General features: G+C 69.3%; 23 protein-coding genes. 14 read left to right on the top strand and 9 right to left on the bottom strand.

Annotation, left to right across the window (positions count from 1 at the left end):
• The first annotated feature begins 6 nt into the window (after nucleotides 1–6).
• From IV113_RS07560 to IV113_RS07540, 5 genes are all read left to right on the top strand, one after another.
• Nucleotides 7–963: a hydroxymethylglutaryl-CoA lyase gene (locus IV113_RS07560; RefSeq protein ID WP_291082495.1), complete on the top strand. Its 957-nt coding sequence runs from the start codon at nucleotides 7–9 to the stop codon at nucleotides 961–963.
• Nucleotides 964–1035: 72 nt separating this feature from the next.
• Nucleotides 1036–2226, top strand: coding sequence for a CaiB/BaiF CoA-transferase family protein (locus IV113_RS07555; RefSeq protein WP_291082492.1), 1191 nt, complete (start codon nucleotides 1036–1038; stop codon nucleotides 2224–2226).
• Nucleotides 2227–2289: 63 nt separating this feature from the next.
• The gene (locus IV113_RS07550) at nucleotides 2290–3210 is read left to right on the top strand and encodes a LysR family transcriptional regulator (protein ID WP_291082490.1); all 921 of its coding nucleotides are present in this window, start codon (nucleotides 2290–2292) and stop codon (nucleotides 3208–3210) included.
• Between the two features lie 180 nt (nucleotides 3211–3390).
• Nucleotides 3391–4374: a tripartite tricarboxylate transporter substrate binding protein gene (locus IV113_RS07545; RefSeq protein ID WP_291082487.1), complete on the top strand. Its 984-nt coding sequence runs from the start codon at nucleotides 3391–3393 to the stop codon at nucleotides 4372–4374.
• A gap of 5 nt (nucleotides 4375–4379) precedes the next feature.
• The gene (locus IV113_RS07540; RefSeq protein ID WP_291082484.1) at nucleotides 4380–5354 is read left to right on the top strand and encodes a D-2-hydroxyacid dehydrogenase family protein; all 975 of its coding nucleotides are present in this window, start codon (nucleotides 4380–4382) and stop codon (nucleotides 5352–5354) included.
• Here IV113_RS07540 and IV113_RS07535 read toward each other — a convergent pair.
• From IV113_RS07535 to IV113_RS07520, 4 genes are read right to left on the bottom strand one after another with little or no spacing between them, the layout of a single operon-like run.
• Nucleotides 5323–6228, bottom strand: coding sequence for an alpha/beta fold hydrolase (locus tag IV113_RS07535; RefSeq protein ID WP_291082481.1), 906 nt, complete (start codon nucleotides 6226–6228; stop codon nucleotides 5323–5325). The two genes, IV113_RS07540 and IV113_RS07535, sit on opposite strands and share 32 nt — an antisense overlap.
• A gap of 7 nt (nucleotides 6229–6235) precedes the next feature.
• A complete protein-coding gene (locus IV113_RS07530; RefSeq protein WP_291082478.1) occupies nucleotides 6236–8335 on the bottom strand; it encodes an acetate--CoA ligase family protein in 2100 nt (699 codons plus the stop codon).
• Nucleotides 8332–9123 (bottom strand): enoyl-CoA hydratase/isomerase family protein, encoded by a 792-nt coding sequence (locus IV113_RS07525; protein WP_291082476.1) that lies wholly within the window; start codon nucleotides 9121–9123, stop codon nucleotides 8332–8334. The genes IV113_RS07530 and IV113_RS07525 overlap by 4 nt, the downstream gene beginning before the upstream one ends.
• 19 nt (nucleotides 9124–9142) lie before the next feature.
• Nucleotides 9143–10042: a tripartite tricarboxylate transporter substrate binding protein gene (locus IV113_RS07520; protein ID WP_291082847.1), complete on the bottom strand. Its 900-nt coding sequence runs from the start codon at nucleotides 10040–10042 to the stop codon at nucleotides 9143–9145.
• Nucleotides 10043–10233: 191 nt separating this feature from the next.
• Here IV113_RS07520 and IV113_RS07515 point away from each other — a divergent pair, with 191 nt between their 5' ends.
• The gene (locus IV113_RS07515) at nucleotides 10234–11022 is read left to right on the top strand and encodes an IclR family transcriptional regulator (RefSeq protein WP_291082473.1); all 789 of its coding nucleotides are present in this window, start codon (nucleotides 10234–10236) and stop codon (nucleotides 11020–11022) included.
• 4 nt (nucleotides 11023–11026) lie between these two features.
• Here the strand turns inward: IV113_RS07515 and IV113_RS07510 are convergent, their stop codons facing one another.
• From IV113_RS07510 to IV113_RS07495, 4 genes are read right to left on the bottom strand one after another with little or no spacing between them, the layout of a single operon-like run.
• Complete coding sequence (locus IV113_RS07510) at nucleotides 11027–11698, bottom strand: hypothetical protein (protein WP_291082470.1); 672 nt, start codon at nucleotides 11696–11698, stop codon at nucleotides 11027–11029.
• A gap of 48 nt (nucleotides 11699–11746) precedes the next feature.
• Complete coding sequence (locus IV113_RS07505; protein ID WP_291082467.1) at nucleotides 11747–12970, bottom strand: helix-turn-helix domain-containing protein; 1224 nt, start codon at nucleotides 12968–12970, stop codon at nucleotides 11747–11749.
• Between the two features lie 22 nt (nucleotides 12971–12992).
• Nucleotides 12993–13652 carry a LysE family translocator gene (locus IV113_RS07500; protein ID WP_291082464.1) on the bottom strand — a complete coding sequence of 220 codons (660 nt, stop codon included), beginning with the start codon at nucleotides 13650–13652 and terminating at the stop codon, nucleotides 12993–12995.
• A gap of 40 nt (nucleotides 13653–13692) precedes the next feature.
• Nucleotides 13693–14223: a hypothetical protein gene (locus IV113_RS07495; RefSeq protein ID WP_291082462.1), complete on the bottom strand. Its 531-nt coding sequence runs from the start codon at nucleotides 14221–14223 to the stop codon at nucleotides 13693–13695.
• Nucleotides 14224–14400: 177 nt separating this feature from the next.
• Here IV113_RS07495 and IV113_RS07490 point away from each other — a divergent pair, with 177 nt between their 5' ends.
• Nucleotides 14401–15360, top strand: a complete 960-nt coding sequence (locus IV113_RS07490) for an aldo/keto reductase (protein ID WP_291082460.1) — start codon at nucleotides 14401–14403, stop codon at nucleotides 15358–15360.
• Nucleotides 15357–16037 carry a DUF6064 family protein gene (locus tag IV113_RS07485; RefSeq protein WP_291082457.1) on the top strand — a complete coding sequence of 227 codons (681 nt, stop codon included), beginning with the start codon at nucleotides 15357–15359 and terminating at the stop codon, nucleotides 16035–16037. The genes IV113_RS07490 and IV113_RS07485 overlap by 4 nt, the downstream gene beginning before the upstream one ends.
• A gap of 17 nt (nucleotides 16038–16054) precedes the next feature.
• Here IV113_RS07485 and IV113_RS07480 read toward each other — a convergent pair whose 3' ends face one another.
• Nucleotides 16055–16723 (bottom strand): phosphatase PAP2 family protein, encoded by a 669-nt coding sequence (locus tag IV113_RS07480; protein ID WP_291082454.1) that lies wholly within the window; start codon nucleotides 16721–16723, stop codon nucleotides 16055–16057.
• A gap of 202 nt (nucleotides 16724–16925) precedes the next feature.
• Here IV113_RS07480 and IV113_RS07475 point away from each other — a divergent pair, with 202 nt between their 5' ends.
• The 6 genes from IV113_RS07475 (at nucleotide 16926) to IV113_RS07450 (ending at nucleotide 21082) form a co-directional block, all read left to right on the top strand.
• Complete coding sequence (locus tag IV113_RS07475) at nucleotides 16926–17210, top strand: phosphopantetheine-binding protein (RefSeq protein WP_291082451.1); 285 nt, start codon at nucleotides 16926–16928, stop codon at nucleotides 17208–17210.
• A gap of 70 nt (nucleotides 17211–17280) precedes the next feature.
• The gene (locus tag IV113_RS07470; RefSeq protein ID WP_291082448.1) at nucleotides 17281–17943 is read left to right on the top strand and encodes a hypothetical protein; all 663 of its coding nucleotides are present in this window, start codon (nucleotides 17281–17283) and stop codon (nucleotides 17941–17943) included.
• Between the two features lie 29 nt (nucleotides 17944–17972).
• Nucleotides 17973–19319, top strand: a complete 1347-nt coding sequence (locus IV113_RS07465) for an AMP-binding protein (protein WP_291082444.1) — start codon at nucleotides 17973–17975, stop codon at nucleotides 19317–19319.
• Nucleotides 19306–19614, top strand: a complete 309-nt coding sequence (locus tag IV113_RS07460) for a 3-hydroxyacyl-ACP dehydratase (RefSeq protein WP_291082435.1) — start codon at nucleotides 19306–19308, stop codon at nucleotides 19612–19614. Before IV113_RS07465 ends, IV113_RS07460 begins: the two co-directional genes overlap by 14 nt.
• A complete protein-coding gene (locus tag IV113_RS07455; protein WP_291082432.1) occupies nucleotides 19611–20516 on the top strand; it encodes an acyl-CoA synthetase in 906 nt (301 codons plus the stop codon). The genes IV113_RS07460 and IV113_RS07455 overlap by 4 nt, the downstream gene beginning before the upstream one ends.
• Nucleotides 20513–21082, top strand: coding sequence for a LolA-related protein (locus tag IV113_RS07450; RefSeq protein WP_291082429.1), 570 nt, complete (start codon nucleotides 20513–20515; stop codon nucleotides 21080–21082). Before IV113_RS07455 ends, IV113_RS07450 begins: the two co-directional genes overlap by 4 nt.
• The last annotated feature ends 18 nt before the right edge of the window (nucleotides 21083–21100 follow it).

Below are 21100 nucleotides of genomic sequence, written 5' to 3'. Positions count from 1 at the left end.
TTTCACATGCACAACACCCCCGAAGTCCTCATCAGCGAAGTCGGCCCGCGCGACGGTCTGCAGTCCGTCAAGGCGACCATGCCCACGGCCGACAAGCTGCGCTGGATCGACGCGCTCGTGGCGGCCGGCCTGCGCGAGATCGAGGTGGGCTCCTTCGTGCCGCCCAAGCTGCTGCCGCAAATGGCGGACGCGCCCGCGTTGGTGCAACACGCCCTGCAACACCCCGGCTTGATGGTGATGGCGCTCGTGCCCAACCGGCGTGGCGCCGAGGCCGCGCTGGCCGCGGGCGTGCTCAAGATCACCCTGCCGGTGTCGGTGAGCGAAGCGCATTCCATGGCCAACGTGCGCAAGACCCCCGCACAGATGCTCGACGAGCTGCGCGAGGTGCACGCGCTGCGGCGCGACACGGCGCCCGGCGTGGCCATGGAGGTAGGGCTGTCCACCGCCTTCGGCTGCACGCTGCAGGGCGCGGTGGATGAAGACGACGTGATCCGCCTGGCCGTGGCCTGTGTGAATGCGGGTGCAGACGAAGTGGGCCTGTCGGACACCACGGGCATGGCCAACCCGGCGCAGGTGCGCCGCCTGTTCACGCGGCTGCGCGCCGAGCTGGGCGAGCGCGCGGGCGCGGCCCACATGCACAACACGCGCGGCCTGGGCCTGGCCAACTGCCTGGCCGCTTTTGACGTGGGCGTGCGCACGTTTGATGCCTCGCTCGGCGGGCTGGGCGGCTGCCCGTATGCGCCCGGTGCCTCGGGCAATGTGGTCACCGAAGACCTGGTCTTCATGTTCGAGGCCATGGGCGTGCGCACCGGCATCGACATCACAAAACTCATCGCCGCGCGCGAACCGCTCATGGCCGGCCTGCCCGGCGAACCGGTGTACGGCATGACGCCCGAAGCCGGCCTGCCCAAGGGTTGGATTGCTCACCACCACCCGTCGAGTCCTTCGACAAGCTCAGGATGAACGGATTTTTGTGATCGCCATACCCCTCCGTTCGGGCTGAGCTTGTCGAAGCCCCCTCACCATTCCTGCAACATGACAAAACTCCCATACGAAGGCCTGCGCGTCGTTGAATTCACCCACATGGTCATGGGCCCCACCTGCGGCATGGTGCTGGCCGATCTGGGGGCCGAGGTCATCAAGGTCGAGCCGCCGGCCGGTGACAACACGCGCCGCCTGCTCGGCTCGGGCGCGGGCTTCTACCCGCTGTTCAACCGCAACAAGAAGAGTCTGGTGCTCGACTTGCAATCACCCGAAGGCAAAGAGGCCGTGCTCAAGCTGATCGCCACCGCCGATGTGGTGAGCGAGAACTTCAAGCCCGACACCATGAAGAAGCTGGGCCTGGACTACCAGAGCCTGAAGACGCTCAACCCGCGCCTCATTCATGTGAGCCACAAGGGTTTTCTGCCCGGCCCGTACGACCACCGCACCGCGCTCGACGAGGTGGTGCAGATGATGGGTGGCCTGGCCTACATGACCGGGCGCCCGGGTGATCCGCTGCGCGCGGGTTCGTCGGTGAACGACATCATGGGCGGCCTGTTTGGCGCCATCGGCGTCATGGCCGCGCTCAGTGCGCGCGAGAAAACCGGCGTGGGCAGCGAGGTGCAGAGCTCGCTGTTCGAGAACAACGTGTTCCTGGTGGCGCAGCACATGATGCAGTTCGCCGTCACCGGCCAGCCCGCCGCGCCCATGCCCGATCGCATTTCGTCCTGGGGCATTTACGACGTGTTCAAGGTTCAGGACGACGAGCAGATCTTCCTGGCCGTGGTGAGCGACACGCAGTGGGCCATCTTCTGCGATGCCTTCGGTTATGAAGACCTCAAGGCCGACCCGCGACTGCTGGGCAACAACAACCGCGTGCGCAACCGCGACTGGCTCATTCCGCTGCTGCGCGAACGCCTGGCGCTGCAAAGCGCTGCCGATCTGGCCGCACTGTTCGAGCGCCACGGTCTGCCGTTTGCACCCATCACCAAACCCCACGAGCTGCTGGACGACCCGCACCTCTGCGCCACCGGCGGCCTGGCACCCATCACCCTGCCCGACGGCGAGCGTGCCGGCCAGACCGCGCAGACCGTGCTGCTGCCGCTCGCGCTCGACGGCGAACGCCTGGGCGTGCGGCGCAGCCCGCCGCGCCTGGGGGAACACAGCGCCGAGCTGCTGGCCGAGCTGGGCTACGCGGCCGAAGACGCCGCGCGCCTCAGCCAGACGGTGGCAAAAGCCGCCTGAGAAGTCATCAATCCCGGCGTAAACATCATTGGTTCATAACGACTTGTGGGGTAATCTGCCCCGGTGGACAAACTCAAACAACTCGAAACCTACGCATCGGTGGCCACGCGTGGCAGCCTGACCGCCGCCGCCAAAGCCGAGGGCGTGGCCCCGGCCATCATCGGGCGCCGACTCGACGCCCTCGAAGCCCGCCTCGGCGTGAAGCTCATGGTGCGCACCACGCGGCGCATCACCCTCACCCACGAAGGCAGCGCCTTCCTCGAAGACTGCCACCGCCTGCTGACCGACCTGGCCAACGCCGAGGCCAGCGTGAGTGCCGGGGGCGTGAAAGCCAGCGGGCACCTGCGCATCACCGCGCCGGCCGGCTTTGGCCGCCGCCATGTGGCGCCACTCGTGCCGCACTTTCGCGAACTGCACCCCGAGGTGACGATCTCGCTCAACCTCAGCGATCGTGTGGTGGACGTGGCCGGTGAGGCCTACGACTGCGCGGTGCGCGTGGGCGACCTGCCCGATTCGTCGCTGGTGAGCGTGCGCCTCGCCGAAAACCGCCGCCTCTGCGTGGCCACGCCGCGCTACCTGCAGCACCACGGCAAGCCGCAAACGCCGGCGGATCTGGTGCGCTTTGATTGCCTCACGCTCTCCAGTGACGCATCACAAACGCGCGGCTGGGCCTTCGCCATGCCTGAAGAGTCTGGCGAGACCACCATCACCCACCTGCGCCCCGGCGGCCCGCTGGACTGCACCGACGGCCAGGTCTTGCACGAGTGGTGCCTGGCTGGCTACGGCATCGCCTGGCGCAGCACCTGGGAGGTGGAGGCCGACATTGCGGCCGGGCGGCTGGTGAGCGTGCTTGACGAATTTGCCGCGCCGCCCAACGGCATCTTTGCGCTGTTCCCGCAGCGCAAACACCTGGCGCTGCGCGTGCGCCTGTGGATCGACTTCCTCAAGCACGAGTACGCGCGAGCGGACTTCTGGAAAAACTGAGGCTGCACGCGCGGGCCTGAGGAGAGGGCTACCGACGGGCTTCTCTTCGAAGGTGCTTCCGGGGAACCCCTGAAATTCCATTGAGTGGAATTGAGGTGGTGCGTTTGCCGGGCAGGCCGCCTAAGCTCAAGTCTCCATGGAAGCCGCATCCCGGCACAACCCCAAACAAGAGAGACAACCATGACGATCCTGCACCCCATGTCGCGCCGACGTTTCAATGCCGTGATCGGCGCCAGCCTGGCATGGCCGCTGGCGGCGCACGCGCAGGCGTTCCCCTCCAAGCCGATCCGCATCCTGGTCCCGTTCGCGGCCGGTGGCCCGACCGACCTGATGGCGCGCGCCGTGGGCAAGAGCCTGTCGACCTCCATGGGGCAACCCGTGATCGTCGAGAACAAACCCGGCGGTGGTGGTGTGATCGCCATGAGTGAGGTGGCGCGTTTGCCCGCGGATGGCCACACGCTGGTGTTCCCGTCGATCCTGGCGGTCACCAACCCGGCGCTCATGGCGAACTACCCGTTCGACACGCTGCGCGACTTTTCGCCGCTGACGGTGGTGGGCTACATCCCGCACGCCCTGGTCGTGCGCCCCGACTTCGCCGCGAAGGACCTGCCGGCCCTGGTGGCGATGGCCAAGGCCAACCCCGGGAGCATCAACTACGGGTCGTCGGGCAACGGCACCTCGGCCCACCTCGGGGCCGCGCTGTTCGCGCAACGCGCGGACATCAAGGTCACGCACGTGCCCTACCGCGGCGCGGCGCCAGCGGTGCAGGACCTGCTGGGCGGCCAGATCCAGTTCATGTTCCTGGACATGAGTTCCGCGCTGGCCCAGATCAAGACCGGCAAGCTGCGGGCGCTCGCGGTGGCACCGGCCCGCCGCTTCGCCGGCCTGCCCGATGTGCCGACCGTGGCCGAACAAGGCTACCCCGGCTTCGACGTGCATGGCTGGTACGGCCTGTTCGCGCGCAGCGGCACGCCCGCGCCGGTCATGCAGACGCTGTACGCCGAGGTGAAGAAGGCGCTGGAGTCGGCCGAGATCCGCGACCTGTTCGAGAACTACGGCATCGAAGCCGGCGGCATGACGCCCGAGCAGTACACCGAGCTGGTGCGCAAGGACCTGGGGCTGTGGAAGCGCACGGTCGACCAGCTGGGCATCACCCTGCAGTGAGCGCCATGCGCATCGTCATTCCCGACGACCACCAGGACTGCGTTCGCCTCCTCGATTGCTTCGGCAAGCTCGCTGGGCACGACGTTCGCGTGTTCAACGACACGGTGAAAGGCACCGACGCCCTGGCCGAGCGCTTCGCCGATGCCGAGGCGATTGTGCTGACGCGCGAGCGCACGCGCATCGACGCCGCGCTGCTCGATCGGTTGCCCCGGCTGCGCCTCATCAGCCAGACCGGCAAGCTGGCCGGCCATGTGGATCTGGACGCCTGTACCGCGCGCGGCGTGCTGGTGACCGAAGGCAGCGGCGCGGGTTCGGCCACGGCCGAGATCGCCTGGGCGCTGGCGCTCGCCAGCCGGCGCCACCTGGTGAGTGAAGCGAACCGCTTGCGCGAGGGCAAGTGGCAGGGCCACCTGGGCCAGCAGCTCAGCGGCCAGCGCCTGGGCGTGTGGAGCTATGGCCGCATCGGCCGCCAGGTGGCGGGCTACGGCAGGGCATTCGGCATGCAGGTGTGGGTGTGGGGCCGCGAGGCGTCCACCGCCGCCGCGCGCGCCGATGGCTTCGAAGTGGCGCCCTCGCGCGACGCCTTCTTTGCGCAGAGCGACGTGATCAGCCTGCACGTGCGGCTCGGCGCCGAGACCACCGGCATCGTCACGGCGGACGACCTCGCGCGCATGAAGCCCGCCGCGCTGTTGGTGAACACCAGCCGCGCCGAGCTGATCGCGCCCGGCGCTCTCGAACACGCGCTGGCGCGTGGCCGGCCCGGCTTTGCCGCCGTGGACGTGTACGAACAAGAGCCGGTGCTCGGTGCCCGCCATCCCTTGCTGGCGCTGCCGAACGTGCTGTGCACGCCGCACATCGGCTATGTGGAGAAGGACAACTACGAGCGCTACTTCGGCATCGCGTTCGACAACATCGTCGCGTTCGCGCAAGGCCGCTTGACCGGGGTGGTCAACCCCGCGGCGCTGTCCGTGGCGAGGTGATCGGCGCTTCGGCTGCGCTCCCGAGCCAGGCCAGCAGCATCGGGTTGACCGCGTCGGCCCGCTCGTACTGCACCCAGTGACCGGCAGCGTCCACCACGTCGCTGCGTCCGTCAACCAGGGCCGAAGCCAGCACCGGGGCGATGTTGTCCGGGTCGGCCGTCACATCATGCTCGCCCCAGACCAGCCAGGTCGGCCCCGGGCAGTGCGCCAACACCTCCACCAGACCACCGGCGCGCGAGATGTCCTTGCTGCGAAACCGGGTGCGCACGCAAGCATCGGTGTGCACCCGGACCGCCAGCGCGTCCAGGTCGGCCGCCGCTCCACTGAGCATGTGCATCGCCAGGTTGTGGCGCATCGCCTGCTCCAGCGCTACCGCATCGCCCTCGCGCCACGCCGGCTTCCAGTTGGTCAACTCGCCTTTGGGGCGTCGGCGACCCTGGTGACCGCCGGTGCCCAGCAGGACCAGGCGCTGCACGTGGGGCCGTTGCGCGGCCAGGTGCGCCGCGACGAGGCCGCCGAACGAGAAACCCACCAGGTTCACCGGCGTGTCGGGGCCGATGAGGGCGTCCAGCGTGGACAGCGTCGGGGCCAGCAGCGAGGCCATGCCCTCGCCGTCGGGCACATCCGAGTCGCCGAAGCCCGGCAGATCGACCGCCCACACGGTGTGGTGCGCGGCGAGCGCCTCGATGTTGCGCACCCAGTGCAACCAGTTGCCATGGCCGCCGTGCACCAGCACCACCGGGGTGCCGCGGCCGAAGCCGCGCCAGCAGACCTGACCGCCCGACCAGGCCACCCGTTCGGTGCGGGCCCGGGCAGACAGGTTGTCGATCAGCGCGCGAGCCTGTGCGTCGTTGTCGACCGGGTCGATCCGCATGCGTGCCTCAGCCGGCGGGGGCGAGCACCACCACGCCGTCGGCGGCCTTCACGCCCTGGCCTTCGGCCAGCACGAACACCGGGTTGATCTCGGCCTCGATCAGGCGCTCGCCGAGCTGCGCGGTCATTTGCGAGAACGCGACGATGGCCGAGACGAGGGCTTGGACATCGGCCTTGGGCCGGCCCCGGTAGCCATCGAGCAGCGGCCAGGTTTTCAGCTCCCGCACCATCCCGGCCGCCACTTCCCGGCTCAGACCACCCTCCGGCGGCAGCATGCGCAGTGTCGTGTCCTTGAAGAGTTCGGCGGTCACACCGCCCATGCCCAGCAGGATGGCCGTGCCCAGCACATCGCGGTGCATGCCGAGGATGAGCTCGGTGCCGCTGGACACCATTTCCTGAACGAGAAAACGCGTGGGTGTCACCCCGGCCTTGGCCTGCACGTCGGCGGCCATGGCGGTGAGGCGCTCGCCCACGGCGGTGGCGGGCACGTTGACGGCCACGCCACCCACATCGCTCTTGTGCGTGATCTCGCCCGTCAGGATCTTCAGCACCACCCGCTCGCCCAGGGTGCGCGCGGCCTGCTCGGCTTCAGCGGGCGTGCTCACCACCGTCTCGGCCGTGCAGGGGATGCCGAAGCGCGTGAACAGCTGCTTGCATTCGGCCTCGTTCAGCGAACCGCCGGGAATGTCGTGCACCGACACCGGCTGGCCTGTCGACGCGGCGGCCGGTTCGCTCCAGCGGTGGGTCTGCAGCATGCTGGTGAGCGCCACGGTGCAGCTTTCGGCGGAAGCAAAGGCCGGCACGCCACGCTGCGTCAACAGCGCGGCCACCTCCGGCGCGTGCGGGCTCACGAAGGCGATCACCGGCTTGTCGCTCAGCGGCAGGCAGTCCTGGATGGCTCCGGCCATGAGTTCCGGCATGGCCAGGCTGGAGGAGCCCACGATGATGGTGAGCGCGTCGTAGCTGGGGCTCTCGAGCAAGGCCCGGATGGCCCCGCGCAACAGGTCTGGCTGCAGGCCGGCCAGGGTCACGTCGATCGGGTTGCGGTCCAGCGCGGCGTGGTCGCCGGTCTGCAGGGCGCGCAGGCGCGCGGCGGTGGTTTCGTCCGGCGCCGGCGTGTCGAACCCCGAGACGCCGTAGCTGTCCGACACCAGCGTGCCGGCGCCCCCGGTGGAGGTGAGGATGGCCACGCGCTTGCCGCGCAGCACCCGGCCGGTGGACAGCGCCACCGGGATGTCGAGCAAGTCGCCGAAGGTCTGCGCCCGGATCACGCCCACTTCCCGGAACAGCGCGTCGTACATGCGGTCCGCGCCCGCGAGCGCGCCGGTGTGCGAGACGGCGGCCTTGGCGCCCGCCTCGGAGCGGCCGATCTTGAACGCCACCACCGGCTTGCCGGCACGGGCTGCCTTCAGGGCCGCCTGGCGGAACCTCTCGGGGTGGCGCACGCTTTCCACGTACAGCGCGATCACCTTGGTGGCCTCGTCGTCGGCCAGGTAGTCGACAAAGTCGGCCAGGTCCAGATCGACTTCGTTGCTGGTGGAAATGAGTTTGGACAGGCCGATACCTCGCGGCGCGGCGCGCGAGAGCAGCGCACCCAGGATGCCGCCGCTTTGCGAGACCACGCCCACGGAACCGACCGGGAAGTGGTCCATCTCGAGCGCACCGCTGGCCGAGAGCACGATGCTGTCAGTGAGGTTGACCAGGCCGATCGTGTTGGGACCGAGGATGCGCATGGCGCCCGCGGCTTCGATCAGCTGGACCTGCCGGCGCACGCCTTCTTCGCCGGTTTCGCTGTAGCCGCTGGCCAGCACGATGGCCGCCGCCGTGCCACGCACGGACAGGTCCTGCACGGCCTTGTGGGCGCGCTCGGCGCCGAGCAGCACGATGCCCACGTCTGGCACAGCAGGCAGCGAGGCCACGTCGGGGTAACAGCGCAGGCCGTCGATGTGGTCCACGCGCGGGTTGATCGGGTAGATGTCGCCCTCGAAGCCGTGCTTGCGCAGGTAGGCGATCGGGCGGCCGGCGGTCTTGCCCGCATCGGCCGATGCACCGATGACGGCCACGCTGCGCGGGCGCATCAACCGGGAAATCGGGTTCACTGGGTTCATTCCTTGGCAGCCGCTTTGTTCAGGAAGGCCATCACCGCATCGCGGTGCTCGGTGCTCGTGTAGCAGATGCCCTGGGCCTGGCTGCCCTGGGCGAAGACCTGTTGCGCCGGCAGTTCGAAGGTCTGGTTCAGGATGGTCTTGCTCAGCGCGAGCGCGGTCGCCGAACCCTGGCTCAGTTCGCGGGCCCAGGCCTGCGCGTCGGCCACCAGCGTGTCGGCCGTGGTCTTGCGGTCGGCGATGCCCAGCGCAAGTGCCTCGTCGGCATCCACCTTGCGGCCGGTGAAGATGAGCTGCTTCGCCTTTGAGAGGCCCACCCGGCGCGGCAGGAAGTACATGCCGCCGCCATCGGGAATGATGCCGCGGTGGATGTAGGACCAGGTGAAGCTGGCCCACTCGCTGGCGATGATGAAGTCGCAGGCCAGCGCGGTGTCGGCGCCCAGGCCCGAAGCGGCGCCGTTGACGGCCGCGATCACCGGCTTGGGCATGGTGTGCAACAGCGTCTGGGTGTGGTGCACGCGCTGCTGCCGATGCCAGCCGTTGAAGGCGATCTCGCCGGTGGGCGCGTTCATGCGCTTCTCCATGCCGGAGATGTCACCTCCCGCACAGAAACCCTTGCCCGCGCCGGTCAGCACCAGCGCGCGAATGGCCTTGTCCGCGGCGACATGTTCGAGGGCGTCGATGAACTCGGCGCGCATGGCATCACTCATGGCGTTGCGTTTGTCGGGCCGGTTCAGCGTGAGGGTGGCGATGCCGGTGTCAACCTGCAGATCGATCAATGAGGCGGTCATGTGTGTTCCAGGCGTGGATTCAGTTGGCAGTGATGTTGTTTTCCTTGACGATCTTGCGCCAGCGCGCTTCTTCCGATCGCACATAGGTGTCGAGTTCGGACGGTGCGCCGGCGCTGATCACCAGGCCTTCCTGTTCCACCTTCTTGCGGAAATCGTCCGTGGCCACGGCCTTCTTCGCGGCGGCGTTCAGTCGGGCGATCACCTCCGGCGGCGTGCCTGCGGGGGCGTACAGGCCATACCAGCTTTCCATCACGTAGCCCGGAATGGTTTCTGCGATGGTCGGGATGTTCTTGAGCACCTGCGAGCGCTCGGCGCCGGTCACAGCCAAGGCGCGCAGCTTGCCGCTCTCCAGGCCCGAGGACACGGCGGTGGCCGTGCCGAAGATCATGTCGACCTGGCCGCCGAGCAGATCGGTGAGCGCGGGACCGGCGCCCCGGTAGGGCACGTGGGTGGTCTTGACCTTCGCCAGGTTGTCGAACATCTCGCCCGCCAGGTGTGCCGAGGTGCCATTGCCCTGCGACGCGTAGTTGAGCTTGCCCGGGTTGGCCCGTGCCGCATCCAGGACGTCCTTGACGGACTTGAACGGGCTCTCGGCCCGCACCACCAGCACGTTGGGGCCCTTGCCGATCAGGATCACGGGCGTGAAGGCCTTGTCGTTGTCGTAGGGCAGCTTCTGCATCAGGCTGGGGTTCACGGCGTGTGCAAACGTCGCGATCACCAGCGTGTTGCCGTCGGCCGGGCTCTTGGCCACGATGTCGGTGCCGATGATGGTGCCCGCGCCGGGCTTGTTCTCGATCACCACCGTCTGGCCGAGCTCCCTGGACATGCCCAGGCCGAGGGTTCGCGCAATCAGGTCCGTGCCACCGCCGGGCGCAAACGGCACCACCAGGCGAATGGGTTTGTCGGAGACCTGGGCCATGGCGTTGGGGGCGACCAGCAGCACCGACGCGATGAGGAAGCCCAGTCGCATGGCGGTGGTTCGGCGGGAAATCTGCATGGAATGTCTCCTTGTGTGCGCGGTGTGTGCCGCAGGAGAATGCTACGGTTGATCCCCTGCATTTGCATCCCGATCATTCCACTGAGTGGAATGAAACCTCTTTGCTCACCGCCATGAAAATCCTGCCACCTGGCGACAAGTTCGGCGCCTCCCCCACCAACCGGTCGCTGGTCCGCGGCATCGAGATCCTGCGGGCGTTCCGGCCCGGCTCCAACTGGCTGGGCAATGGCGACCTGGCGGAGCGCACGGGCCTGTCGCCCTCCACCATCAGCCGCCTGACACAGACCCTGGTGACGGCCGGCATGCTGCAGCACGATGCGCAACGCAGGGCCTACCGGCTGGCCCCGCCGGTGCTGAGCTTCGCGCACGCCATGCGCGCGGGCTCGACGGTGCTGGCGGTGGCAGCACCCCTGATGAGGGCGTTGGCCGAAAGCCGGCACATCAACGTCGGCCTGGCGGCGCCCGACAACGACGAGATGGTGTACCTGGAATCCATCCGCTACAACCGCCGTGTGGCGCTGAGGAACGTGGTCTCGGGCCAGCGGGTGCCGATGGAGCTCACCTCGCTCGGACGGGCCTACCTGTCGACCGTTTCAGTTGCCCGGAGAAAGGCGCTGTTCGAGGTGTTCCAGCGACGCGGTGGCGGCCATTGGCGCGAGGTGCAGGCCGAGATCCACGCCGCCATCCAGCAGGTGCAGGAGCAGGGCTTCTGTGCGGCGTCCTGGCAACCCGAGGTGGTGGCACTGGCCACGCCCCTGATCACCGCGGAGGGCGTCTACGTGTTGAACATCAGCGTCTCGACGGAAGAGCCACTGCCCCGCGTTGTGCGCGAGCTCTCCGGTTCCCTGAAGGTGTTGGCCGCCGAGCTTCAGGCGGCGCTGGCCCGGGCCATCGAGCCCTAGCGGCTCACGCGGCCTTGGGGCGCCGCACGGCGCGGACCTTGCCGCTCATGCCGCCGCCGCAATAGAAGAGATCGGCGCCGTCGGACTCGAGGCCGCTCACGCCGGTGCCCGGCGGCATGTCAAGCCGCTCCAGCACGGCGCCGCTCTTCGGGTCGATGCGCCGGATGTCGCTCGCTTCACCTTCCCAGGTGCCGTGCCAGAGCTCGCCGTCGACCCAGGTCACGCCGGTGACGAAGCTGTCGGACTCGATGGTGCGCCGGATGGCGCCGGTGGCCGGGTCGATCTGGTGGATCTTGCGGTCGCGGTACTGGCCCACCCAGAGGCTGCCTTCGGCCCAGGTGAGCCCGGAGTCGCTGCCGCCGCCGGGCGCGGGGATGGACGCCACCACGTCGCCGCTGACGGGGTCGATCTTGTCGATGCGCGCTTCGGCGATCTGGTAGAGGTGGGTGCCGTCGAAGGCGGTGCCGGCGTCGCCGGCGCGCTCCAGCGTGCGGGTGGTCTTGCCGCTGGCGGGATCGAAGGCGACGATCTGCGCGCCGATGGCGGCCCAGACGCGCTGGCCGTCGTGGGTGACACCGGCGACGTGGTCCGAGCCGTTGAAGGGGCCGTACTCGCGCACGATCTCGGCAGGGCGCGCGGTGGTGCGCCGGGGGGCTGGGGCGGTCTTGCTGTTCATGGTGGACTCCTGTTGGGCAGCGCCGTGTCTCGGCGCCTGGAGTCCACTCTATTCAATCGGCAGCGCAGCGGGGAGTAACAAGATCGTCGTGAAACCCGCCAGGGTCGGCGCCAGCCAGCGCCGCGAGCGCGCCTGCCCGATGGCGCGCACCCGGCCGTCGGCTTCCAGCTCGGCCAGCGCGCGCTGCACCGTGCGCTGGCTCGCCCCCAGCGCCAGCGCCAGGGCCGAGGTCGACCACGCCGCGCCGTCGGAGAGCAGCGCGAGCAGCGAGGCCTGCTCGCCGGCTATGGGCGGGGCCAGCATCACGACCTCGCGCCCGTCCAGGGGCTGGAGCATGAAGCCGCGCCCGGTCGCTTCGATGCGCGCCATCGACTTCACAAGCGCGCGCAGGCGGCCGATCTCGACCCGCAGGCGCGCGCGGTGCGTCTCGTCGGGGCGCCGGGTGCGGAACGCGTCCGCGATCAGGGCTTCGCGGTCCACGTCACCGGGCCAGGCCTGCGCCAGCGCGCGTGCCAGGGCGAACAGCACCGGTCGGCGCGCCAGCGGCTGCCACGCGGCGCCTGTGCCCAGGCCGCGGCGGCAGGCGTCGATCACCAGTGCGTCCGAGGCCAGCAGCGCCGCCACCTCGGCCAGCCGCAGTGCCTGTTCGCCGCCACCCGCCACCAGGCGCCGGGCGGCGGGCTGGTCCAGCGTGGTCAGCGCGCGCGCCACCTCGGCCCGCAGTGCCGGCACGCCCGAGCGCTCGGCCGCCGCCTGCGCGCGCGCGAGTGCCGCGCGCGCCGCGTCGACGCGCAATGAGCGCAGCGCGAGTTCGGCCGCGACCAGCTCGGCCACCGCCGCCAGCGCGGGCGACAGGCCGCGCGCATCGAGATGGGTGAGCGCCTGCGTGGACTCGTCCAGGCGGCCGAGCAGCACCAGCCGGCGCGCCGCGATGAGCCGCGCTTGCAGCGCGTTTGCGTGGTCGGCGTGCGCCTCGAGCGTGTCCGCGGCGGCCGCCAGCGGGCGGGGCGAACCACCGAGATCGCGCATGGCCAGCGCCACCTCGGCCTCGGCCACGACGCAGCGCGCGCGTGCGAGCGCCTCGTGTGCGCCGAAGCCCCGGCTGGCGCGCCGCAGCAGTTCGCGCGCACGCGCATGTTCACCGAGTTGGGCCATGGCGATGCCGCGCAAGGCCAGCGCCGGCGGGTCTTCGCGCAGGGCGACGCGTTTGAGCGCACCGAGCGCGTCGCCCCCGGCGAGCGCTCGCGCGGCAGCGGTGATCAGGGAATCCATGGACGCAGGCTACACCGACGTGCTAGGGCTGCTTTGTCGAGCCCCGGGCGCTGGACAGGGCCGTCAGCACCCCCAGGCCGATGAAGGCCGCGCCCGTGAGCCAGCGTCCTGCACGGCGCAGGCCGCCCACGCGCTTCAAGACGGGCGCCACGCTGCCCGCCGCCAGCGCATAGGCCGTGTCGCTGATCGCCGCGATCAACACGAAGAGCGCGCCCAGGGCCACGCTCTGCGCCGCGTGGGACGGTGCCTGCGGTGTCATGAACTGCGGCAGGAAGGCCGCGAAGAAGATCGCGGTCTTGGGGTTGAGCAGGGCCACCAGAAAGCCGTCGCGAAAGATTCGGCCGATGCCTTGCGGCTGGGGACCCTCGGCGCCCGCGCCGTCGGCGGGCGCGCGCAGGGCCTGGATGCCCATATGGATCAGGTAAGCGGCGCCCAGGTATTTGACAACGGTGAATGCCACCGACGAAACCGCGAACAGGGCCGCGAGCCCGAGCGCGGCGCCCACGGCGTTGCCGAAGTTGCCCAGCGCCACACCGGCCACCGACGCCATGCCGTGACGCCGCCCCTGCAACAGGCTGCGCGCGACGATGTAGAACACGCCGGGGCCCGGTGTGACGGCCAGCACGGTGCTGGCGAGGATGAAGGCCCAGAGCAGGGGCCAGGGGGGCAACAGGTCGTGCATCGTGGGCATCCTTCCGGGAGGTCTCCGCTGCTGAAGTGACTCACCCCGCCATCGGCAGCACATGGCCCGTGCCGAGCACCGTGCGGCCAGAGAGCAGTGCGAACCTGACCCCCGGCGTGAGCTGGGCCAGCGCCAGTTCGGGGCGCAGGAACTGCACCTCCAGCGTGCAGGGCACCTCAGGCACCGGCTCCCCATGCGACGGCACCGCCAGGCGGGTGGTGAAACCTTCGGAGCCCACCACCAACGCGCCATCGAAGTAGCCCGCGCGGATCGGCCGGCTGAGCCGGGGCGTGTCGGCCGCCAGCAAGATGAGTTCGATTCGCGCGCTGGGCGTGAACACGGTGCCGGCCGCGAAGCCCTGTGGCAGGTGCTTTGGCGTCTTCGCGCGCTGGATCAGCCACGCGATGATGTTGCCGACGATGGGCAGCCACAGCACCATCAGCATGGAACCCACATCGCGCGCCACCGAAGGCTGCGGCGCAAACCAGCGCACCAGGCCGCCGATGAGGGCGAGCACCAGCATGGCCACGGCCATGAGCTGACGGCGTGCGGAAATGGAGGGTTGGGTCATCGCGGCGGTGGGCAGTGGGGGACAGGTGCTTGAGCGCGGCGCGCTTCGCGAGGCCCGCAACGGGTGGCCATCGATCTTATATGGGCGTGCTCGCGGCGCGGGCGCTGATCCGGATGGACCCTCAGCAAGAGGTCCATCGGGCCGGAACTTCGTGGCCCCACGCCGCGTCCCACCGGCATGAAAACACGCAGCGCCAACGCGTCCTCCCTTCCCGCACCCGGCCGGCGACGCTGGCTGGGTGGCGCACTCGGCGCCGCCGCACTGGCCTCGGCCTGGCCGATGGTGTCGAACGCGCAAGCCGCCGCTGGCAGCGTGATCACGCGTCGCATCCCCTCCAGTGGCGAAGTGCTGCCGGTGGTGGGCCTGGGCAGCTGGATCACCTTCAACGTGGGCAACGACCCCCAGGCGCGCGACGCCTGTGCCGAAGTGGTGCGCGCGTTCTTTGCCGCCGGTGGACGCGTGATCGACAGCTCGCCCATGTACGGCTCCTCGCAGCCCGCCATCGGCCATGCACTCGCGAAGCTCAAGCACCCCGCCTCCCTGTTTTCTGCCGAGAAGGTGTGGATCGGCGATGCATCGCGCGGCGCCACCCAGATGGAGGCTTCGCGCGCTTTCTGGGGCGTGCCTCGGTTCGATCTGATGCAGGTGCACAACCTGCTCTCCTGGGAGGACCACCTGCCGCGCCTGTTCGAGATGAAGGCGAGCGGGCGTCTGCGCTACGTGGGCATCAGCACCTCCGAAGGCCGGCGTCACGTCGAGCTGGAACGCATCATGCGCACGCAGCGAATCGACTTCGTGCAACTCACCCACAACCTGCTCGACCGCGAGGCCGAGCAGCGACTGCTGCCGCTGGCGCAGGAGCGCGGCATCGCGGTGCTGGTCAACCGGCCGTTCCGCCAGGGCGCCTTGCTCGACCAGCTCGCGCGCCACCCGTTGCCGGGTTGGGCGGCCGATATCGGCTGCGACAGCTGGGCGCAGGTGGCGCTGAAGTTCGTGGTGTCACACCCGGGCGTGACGTGCGCGATCCCCGCCACGAGCCAGGTGGCGCACCTGCGGAAGAACATGGGCGCGGCTTCGGGGCTCCTGCCCGACGCGGCCCTGCGCACCCGCATGGCGCGCGAGGTCGCCGCGCTGTGAGCGAGTGGTGGACCTACCGCCCGGCGGACTTCCTGATGTTCGCGCCGGGTACCTACTGGCGCCTGTTCGAGCTGCACAACCAGGCGCTGTGGCCGGCACAGGTGCTGGCCGTGCTGGTGGGCCTCGCCATCGCGGTGGGCCTGTGGCGTGGCCAAGGGGGTGCCCTGCGTGGCGCTGCCTTGGTGCTGGCGCTGGGCTGGGCCTTCGTGGCCTGGGCGTTTCTCTGGCAACGCTACGCGGCCATCAACTGGGCCGCGATCGGCTTTGCCTGGGGCTTCGGGGTGCAGGCGATCGGGCTGCTGGTTCTGTCGACACGCCCGTCGCTGTTGATGTCGTCCGAGCCGCGCCGCCGCCTCGCGGGCCTGGGTCTGGTGCTCTGGTCGTTGCTCGCGCACCCGGTGTTGGCCCCGGCGCTGGGTCGGCCATGGGCGCAGGCCGAGGTGGTCGGACTCGCACCCGACCCCACCGCCATCGCCACCCTGGGCGTGCTGTTGTGCGCCGATGCGTCCACACGCGCCCCGCGCGTTCTGCTGGGCGCGTTGTGTGTGGGCGCCTTGGCGTGGTGCGCCGTGAGTGCCGCCATTCTGGGCACGATGGGAGCGGCGCAGGCCTGGGTGATGCTGGCCGCGATGGTGGGGGCCGCCGGGGCGCTGGGCTTTACCCACGCTCGCGTGTGAAGCCCACGTTGAAGCGATCAGCGCGCGAGTGCCTCGGACGGTGCCGCGCGCAACGAGAGCCAGGCAAACACGCCGCCCACCACGGCACCGGCCAGCACATCGAGAAACACATGCTGGCGGATCGCCATCGTGGACCACAGGATGACGGCGCATTGCAGCAGGCTCAGCCAGCGCAACGCCGCCGGTGCACCCACCTGCGCAAAGATGCGGTGCAGCCACACCGCGGCGTACACGGCTGAGGCCACGTGCAGCGACGGACACGCGTTGCCGGTGGCGTCCAGGCCCTTCATGAACGCCAGCTGGGGATGCTGCGACCAATCGATGTCGAGCACGGGCGTCTGGGTGGGAAAGATCCAGAACAGCAGCAGGCAGAAGATGCACAGCGCCGCCGTCCAGAGGCCCTGGTGGAGGAGAGCGCGCAGGTTGGGCATCCATGCCGAGGGCAGCGACACATACACCCACAGCGATACATAGGCCGCGAAACCCGCCGGTGTGAACGGCACCCAGTCGTCGATGGCGAGCGTGGGCATCATGAATGGGGCGCCCAGCGGATGGCGCTGCACCCAGAAATAGGCCTGAAAGAACACCACCATGAAGGCCATGGTGCCGAAGGCCTTGAGGTACCAGAGGTGGGTGAACCGGGACAGGAGTTGCCGGGGCCAGGCGCGATCGGGGGAGGGGGTCATGAGATGGGGAGGGGTGGGCGACCGGCGACGGGCCGCGCTACTGTACGACAGGCCTGTGCCGCCTGGGATCGCGCCTTGGCGCGCGGCGCACCCATTCATGGTGAAATCGTCGGCTCCGGTCGGCGAGCGCCACCCCATTCGACGTTGCGTGCGCAGGCGCCTCGCTGACGCCCCTCTTTTTTTGTCCCCCTGAATGACCGACATGAACGAACCCGTTTCTCCCGCCACCGTCGACGCCCTCTGGCCCGAGGTGGTCGCACTGATCATCGAAGCCCTCAACATGGAGCTGGTGCCCGGCGAAGTCGATCCCGACGGCCCACTCTACGGCGACGGCATGGGGCTTGATTCCATCGACATGCTGGAGATCTCGCTCGTGATCTCCAAACGCTACGGCTTCCAGATGCGCTCGGACAACGAGGACAACGAAAAAATCTTCGCTTCGCCGCGCGCCCTGACGGCCCACATCGCGAGCCAGCGCACGCAGTGAAAAGCATGAGCGCAGCGCCGGGCCGCCCCAAGCAAGCTCGCACCGCAGTGCAAAGCACGAAGGTATTCCCTTGACCGTCACCTCGGCACTGGGGAACCTCGGCGTGCTGCTTCTGATGGCGGCATGGGTGGTCGCAGCCCACGTGGGCAGCGCAGGCTGGGGCAACGCCGACTTCAACGCCCTGGTCGCGGTGCTGCCGATCGCAGTCGCCCTGCTCATGGCGCTGTGGCGCTGGCCGCAGTGGCCGGTTCGCGCGGCGGGCGTGCTGGGCCTGCTCGCGCTGGTGGCCTGGCTCTGGCCGCAGCTTCGTCACAACGTCCCCTTGCTGTACTACCTGCAGCACCTGGGCATCCATGTGGCGCTCGGGGTGCTGTTCGGCAAGTCGCTGCTCGGCCCGGGGGATGCACTCATCACCCGCCTGGCCCGGCGCATCTTTGACCACGAACTGTCGGACCGCAAGGTGCGCTACACGCGCAACGTCACGTTGGCCTGGACACTGTTCTTCTTCATCAACGCGCTGGTGTCCACGTTGTTGTTCATCTGGGCGCCAGCGGCCATCTGGTCGGTGCATGCCAACTTGCTCACCGGGCCCCTGGTCGGCGCGATGTTCGTGATCGAGCACCTCTGGCGCATGTGTGTGCTGCCACCGCACGAGCGTCCCGGCATCGCCGACATCGTGCGCGCTTACCGTCGCGAGTCGGCGCAGCGCGGCGCGGGACCCTCGCAGCCATGAGCGCAGTGCGCAGCACGGAGGTCCTCCGAGTGAGCCGCTCTCCGTTGCTCAGCGATCGGGGGTTGGACGACGTGCTCGCCTGGCGCGTGCACGGCCCTGTCAAAGTGCGCGAATTCATCGCCGACGCGCTCGCGCTCGCCGCGCAGCTGCCGGGCGGCGGCTGGCTGCTCAACCTGTGCGACGACCGTTACCACTTCGCGGTCGGTTTCGTGGCCGGGCTGCTCGCGGGCAAGGTCAGCCTGCAACCCTCGTCGCAGTCACCCGAAACGCTGCAGCGTCTCGCCGCCGACCACCCCGGCACCAGCTGGCTGGCCGACAAGCCCACCGACCTGCCCGGCGTGCCCGGCACGGTGTTCCCCGATCTCGCCGCCCTGGACCGCCCCGCGGTGCACGAGATACCGCAGATCGACGACGACCAGCCCGTGGCGATCCTGTTCACCTCCGGCTCCACCGGCCTGCCGCAGCCGCACCGCAAGACCTGGGGCAAGCTGGTGCAGAACGGTCAGGCGGAGGCCCTGGCCCTGGGCCTGCTGCAGCGGCCGCAAGCCATCGTCGGCACCGTGCCCACGCAGCACAGCTACGGTTTTGAATCCACCTTCCTCGTGGCCTTGCACGGCGGTTGCCAGTTCGCGGCCGCCAAGCCGTTCTACCCGCAAGACATCGTCGACGCGCTGCAGGCCCTGCCACGCCCGCGCATGCTGGTGACCACGCCGTTCCACCTGTCGGCTCTGCTGGCGTCGGAACTACCGGTACCGCCGCTGGACCTCGTGCTCTCGGCCACCGCGCCGCTCAGCCCCGATCTCGCGCGCCGCGCCGAAGCGCGCTGCGGCGCGCCGGTGCACGAGATCTACGGCTCCACCGAGTCGTCCGCGATCGCCAGCCGCCGCACGCTCGACGGCGCGGCCTGGCATCCGTTGCGCGCGGTGCGGCTCGAGCATGAGGGCGACACCACCTGGGTCAGCGGCGGCCACGTCGAAGGCCGCGTGCCGCTGGCCGACGTGATCGAGTCCCACACCGACGGCACTTTTCTGCTGCACGGTCGCCACGCCGACCTCGTCAACATCGCGGGCAAACGCACCTCGCTGGCCTACCTCAACCACCAGATCGGTGCGTTGCCGGGCGTGGTCGACGCGGCCTTCTTCCTGCCCGATGACGCTGGCGAAGGTGATGGCGTGACGCGCCTGGCCGCCTTTGTGGTCGCGCCCACGCTGGACGCACGCACGCTGCTCGCCGGCCTGCGCCTGCGGCTGGACGCGATCTTTCTGCCGCGCCCGCTGGTGCTGGTGGATGCCTTGCCGCGCAACGCCACCGGCAAGCTCACGCGCCAGGCGCTGCAGGCGCTGTACGCCGAGAAGGTGGGGCATGGACACGGCTGAATCCACCTGGGCCGTGCCGGCCGACCACCCGGCCTTTGCCGGCCACTTTCCGGCGCGCCCCATCGTGCCGGGCGTGGTGCTGCTCGACCACGCCCTCCTGTTGGCCGCACAGATGCGCGGTGCAGCGCCCGGTGGCGGTTGGCAAATTGCACAGGCCAAGTTCTTCGTGCCGGTCGGCCCGTCGCAGGTGTTGCGCTTCGCCTTGCAGACCACACCCCGCGGCACCATCGCCTTCAGCGTGAGCTGCGAAGGACGCGAGGTGGCAGCCGGCAGCCTCGTGCCCCCGGCCCCATGACCGGCGGACCCACACCCGAGTGGATGCGTCAGCAGGAGCGCAGCCACCTGGGCGGCTTGCGGCTGATGGTCTGGATCTCGCTGCGGCTGGGGCGCCCGGTCGGGCGTCTGGTGCTGCGCGGCATCGCGCTGTACTTCGTGCTGTTCTCGCCCACGGCGCGGCGCCACGGGCGTGCTTACCTGGAGCGCGCACTGGGTCGCCCGCCCACCTGGCGCGATGGCTACCGCCACGTGTTCACCTTTGCGAGCACCGTGCACGACCGCATCTACCTGCTCAACGACCGCTTCGACCTGTTCGACATCCGCATCACCGGTGACGAGACGGTGCAACAGGCCCTGGACCGTCAACCCGGCGCGTTTTTGGTGGGGGCTCACCTGGGCAGCTTCGAGGTGTTGCGCGCCATGGCCCACCAACACGCGTGCACACCGGTGGCCATGCTGATGTACGAGGAAAACGCGCGCAAGATCAACGCCATCCTGCGCGCCATCAATCCGCGCGCGCAGCAGGACGTGGTGGCCCTCGGCCACCCGGACTCGATGCTGCGGGCTCGCGACAAACTGGATGCGGGTTGCCTCGTGGGCATGCTGGCCGACCGCTCGCTGGCGAACGACTCCACGGCAGAATGCATGTTCCTGGGCGCGCCAGCGCGTTTTCCGCTGGGGCCTTGGCGCATGGCGGCCATGCTGCGCCGGCCGGTGTTTTTCATGTCGGGCTTGTACCTGGGCGGCAACCGCTACGAACTGCATTTCGAGCTGCTGGCGGATTTTTCCGCCGTCGAACGGATCAACCGTGAATCGGCGATGGCGCAGGCCATGCAGGCCTACGCCGACCGGCTCGGGGACATGTGTCGCCGGGCACCGTACAACTGGTTCAATTTTTTCGACTTCTGGCAACGCACATGATCCAACGACTTCTCATGGGCTTCGTGCTCTTCAGCTTCACCGCCCTGGCCCACGCCGCGTTCGACATCGAGCAGCTCATGGCCGAGCTCGCGCGCAACCCCGGCGGCCATGCGAAGTTCGTTGAAAAACGCCACCTCGCGCTGCTCGACAAGCCGGTGGTGGCCACCGGCGAAATGTTCTACAACGCGCCCGACCGGCTGGAGAAGCGCACCTACACGCCCAAGGCCGAGACCATGGTGCTCTACAAGGACACGCTGAGCCTGGAGCGCGACCGCCGCAAGATGCAGATCCAGCTCAGCCAGCGGCCCGAGGTTGCCGCTTTCGTGGAGAGCATCCGCAGCACGCTGCAGGGCAACCGCGCCTCGCTGGAGCGCAACTACACGCTCCAGCTCACCGGCAACGTCGACGCCTGGGTGTTGACCCTGGTGCCGATCGAGCAACGCATCGCCACGCTGCTCAAACGCATCACCTTGAGCGGTGTTCGCCAGCAGGTGCTGGGCATCGAATACCTGCAGACCGACGGTGACCGCACCGAGATGACCATCGAGCCGGTGAAGAGTCAATGAGCCCCCGCCCGGCCGCTC

The sequence above is a fragment of the Hydrogenophaga sp. genome (assembly GCF_018780385.1).
Lineage (GTDB): Bacteria > Pseudomonadota > Gammaproteobacteria > Burkholderiales > Burkholderiaceae_C > Hydrogenophaga.
Note: the sequence above shows the minus strand (reverse complement) of the source record. Positions and strands in the feature narration are given on the sequence as shown.

Bases quoted from the DNA above. Each gene is read 5' to 3' on its own strand.
- IV113_RS07560 (WP_291082495.1), top strand. From the start codon at position 7: ATGCACAACACCCCCGAAGTCCTCATCAGCGAAGTCGGCCCGCGCGAC.
- IV113_RS07555 (WP_291082492.1), top strand. From the start codon at position 1,036: ATGACAAAACTCCCATACGAAGGCCTGCGCGTCGTTGAATTCACCCAC.
- IV113_RS07545 (WP_291082487.1), top strand. From the start codon at position 3,391: ATGACGATCCTGCACCCCATGTCGCGCCGACGTTTCAATGCCGTGATC.
- IV113_RS07540 (WP_291082484.1), top strand. From the start codon at position 4,380: ATGCGCATCGTCATTCCCGACGACCACCAGGACTGCGTTCGCCTCCTC.
- IV113_RS07535 (WP_291082481.1), bottom strand. From the start codon at position 6,228: ATGCGGATCGACCCGGTCGACAACGACGCACAGGCTCGCGCGCTGATC.
- IV113_RS07530 (WP_291082478.1), bottom strand. From the start codon at position 8,335: ATGAACCCAGTGAACCCGATTTCCCGGTTGATGCGCCCGCGCAGCGTG.
- IV113_RS07525 (WP_291082476.1), bottom strand. From the start codon at position 9,123: ATGACCGCCTCATTGATCGATCTGCAGGTTGACACCGGCATCGCCACC.
- IV113_RS07520 (WP_291082847.1), bottom strand. From the start codon at position 10,042: ATGGCCCAGGTCTCCGACAAACCCATTCGCCTGGTGGTGCCGTTTGCG.
- IV113_RS07515 (WP_291082473.1), top strand. From the start codon at position 10,234: ATGAAAATCCTGCCACCTGGCGACAAGTTCGGCGCCTCCCCCACCAAC.
- IV113_RS07510 (WP_291082470.1), bottom strand. From the start codon at position 11,698: ATGAACAGCAAGACCGCCCCAGCCCCCCGGCGCACCACCGCGCGCCCT.
- IV113_RS07505 (WP_291082467.1), bottom strand. From the start codon at position 12,970: ATGGATTCCCTGATCACCGCTGCCGCGCGAGCGCTCGCCGGGGGCGAC.
- IV113_RS07500 (WP_291082464.1), bottom strand. From the start codon at position 13,652: ATGCACGACCTGTTGCCCCCCTGGCCCCTGCTCTGGGCCTTCATCCTC.
- IV113_RS07495 (WP_291082462.1), bottom strand. From the start codon at position 14,223: ATGACCCAACCCTCCATTTCCGCACGCCGTCAGCTCATGGCCGTGGCC.
- IV113_RS07490 (WP_291082460.1), top strand. From the start codon at position 14,401: ATGAAAACACGCAGCGCCAACGCGTCCTCCCTTCCCGCACCCGGCCGG.
- IV113_RS07480 (WP_291082454.1), bottom strand. From the start codon at position 16,723: ATGACCCCCTCCCCCGATCGCGCCTGGCCCCGGCAACTCCTGTCCCGG.
- IV113_RS07475 (WP_291082451.1), top strand. From the start codon at position 16,926: ATGAACGAACCCGTTTCTCCCGCCACCGTCGACGCCCTCTGGCCCGAG.
- IV113_RS07460 (WP_291082435.1), top strand. From the start codon at position 19,306: ATGGACACGGCTGAATCCACCTGGGCCGTGCCGGCCGACCACCCGGCC.
- IV113_RS07455 (WP_291082432.1), top strand. From the start codon at position 19,611: ATGACCGGCGGACCCACACCCGAGTGGATGCGTCAGCAGGAGCGCAGC.
- IV113_RS07450 (WP_291082429.1), top strand. From the start codon at position 20,513: ATGATCCAACGACTTCTCATGGGCTTCGTGCTCTTCAGCTTCACCGCC.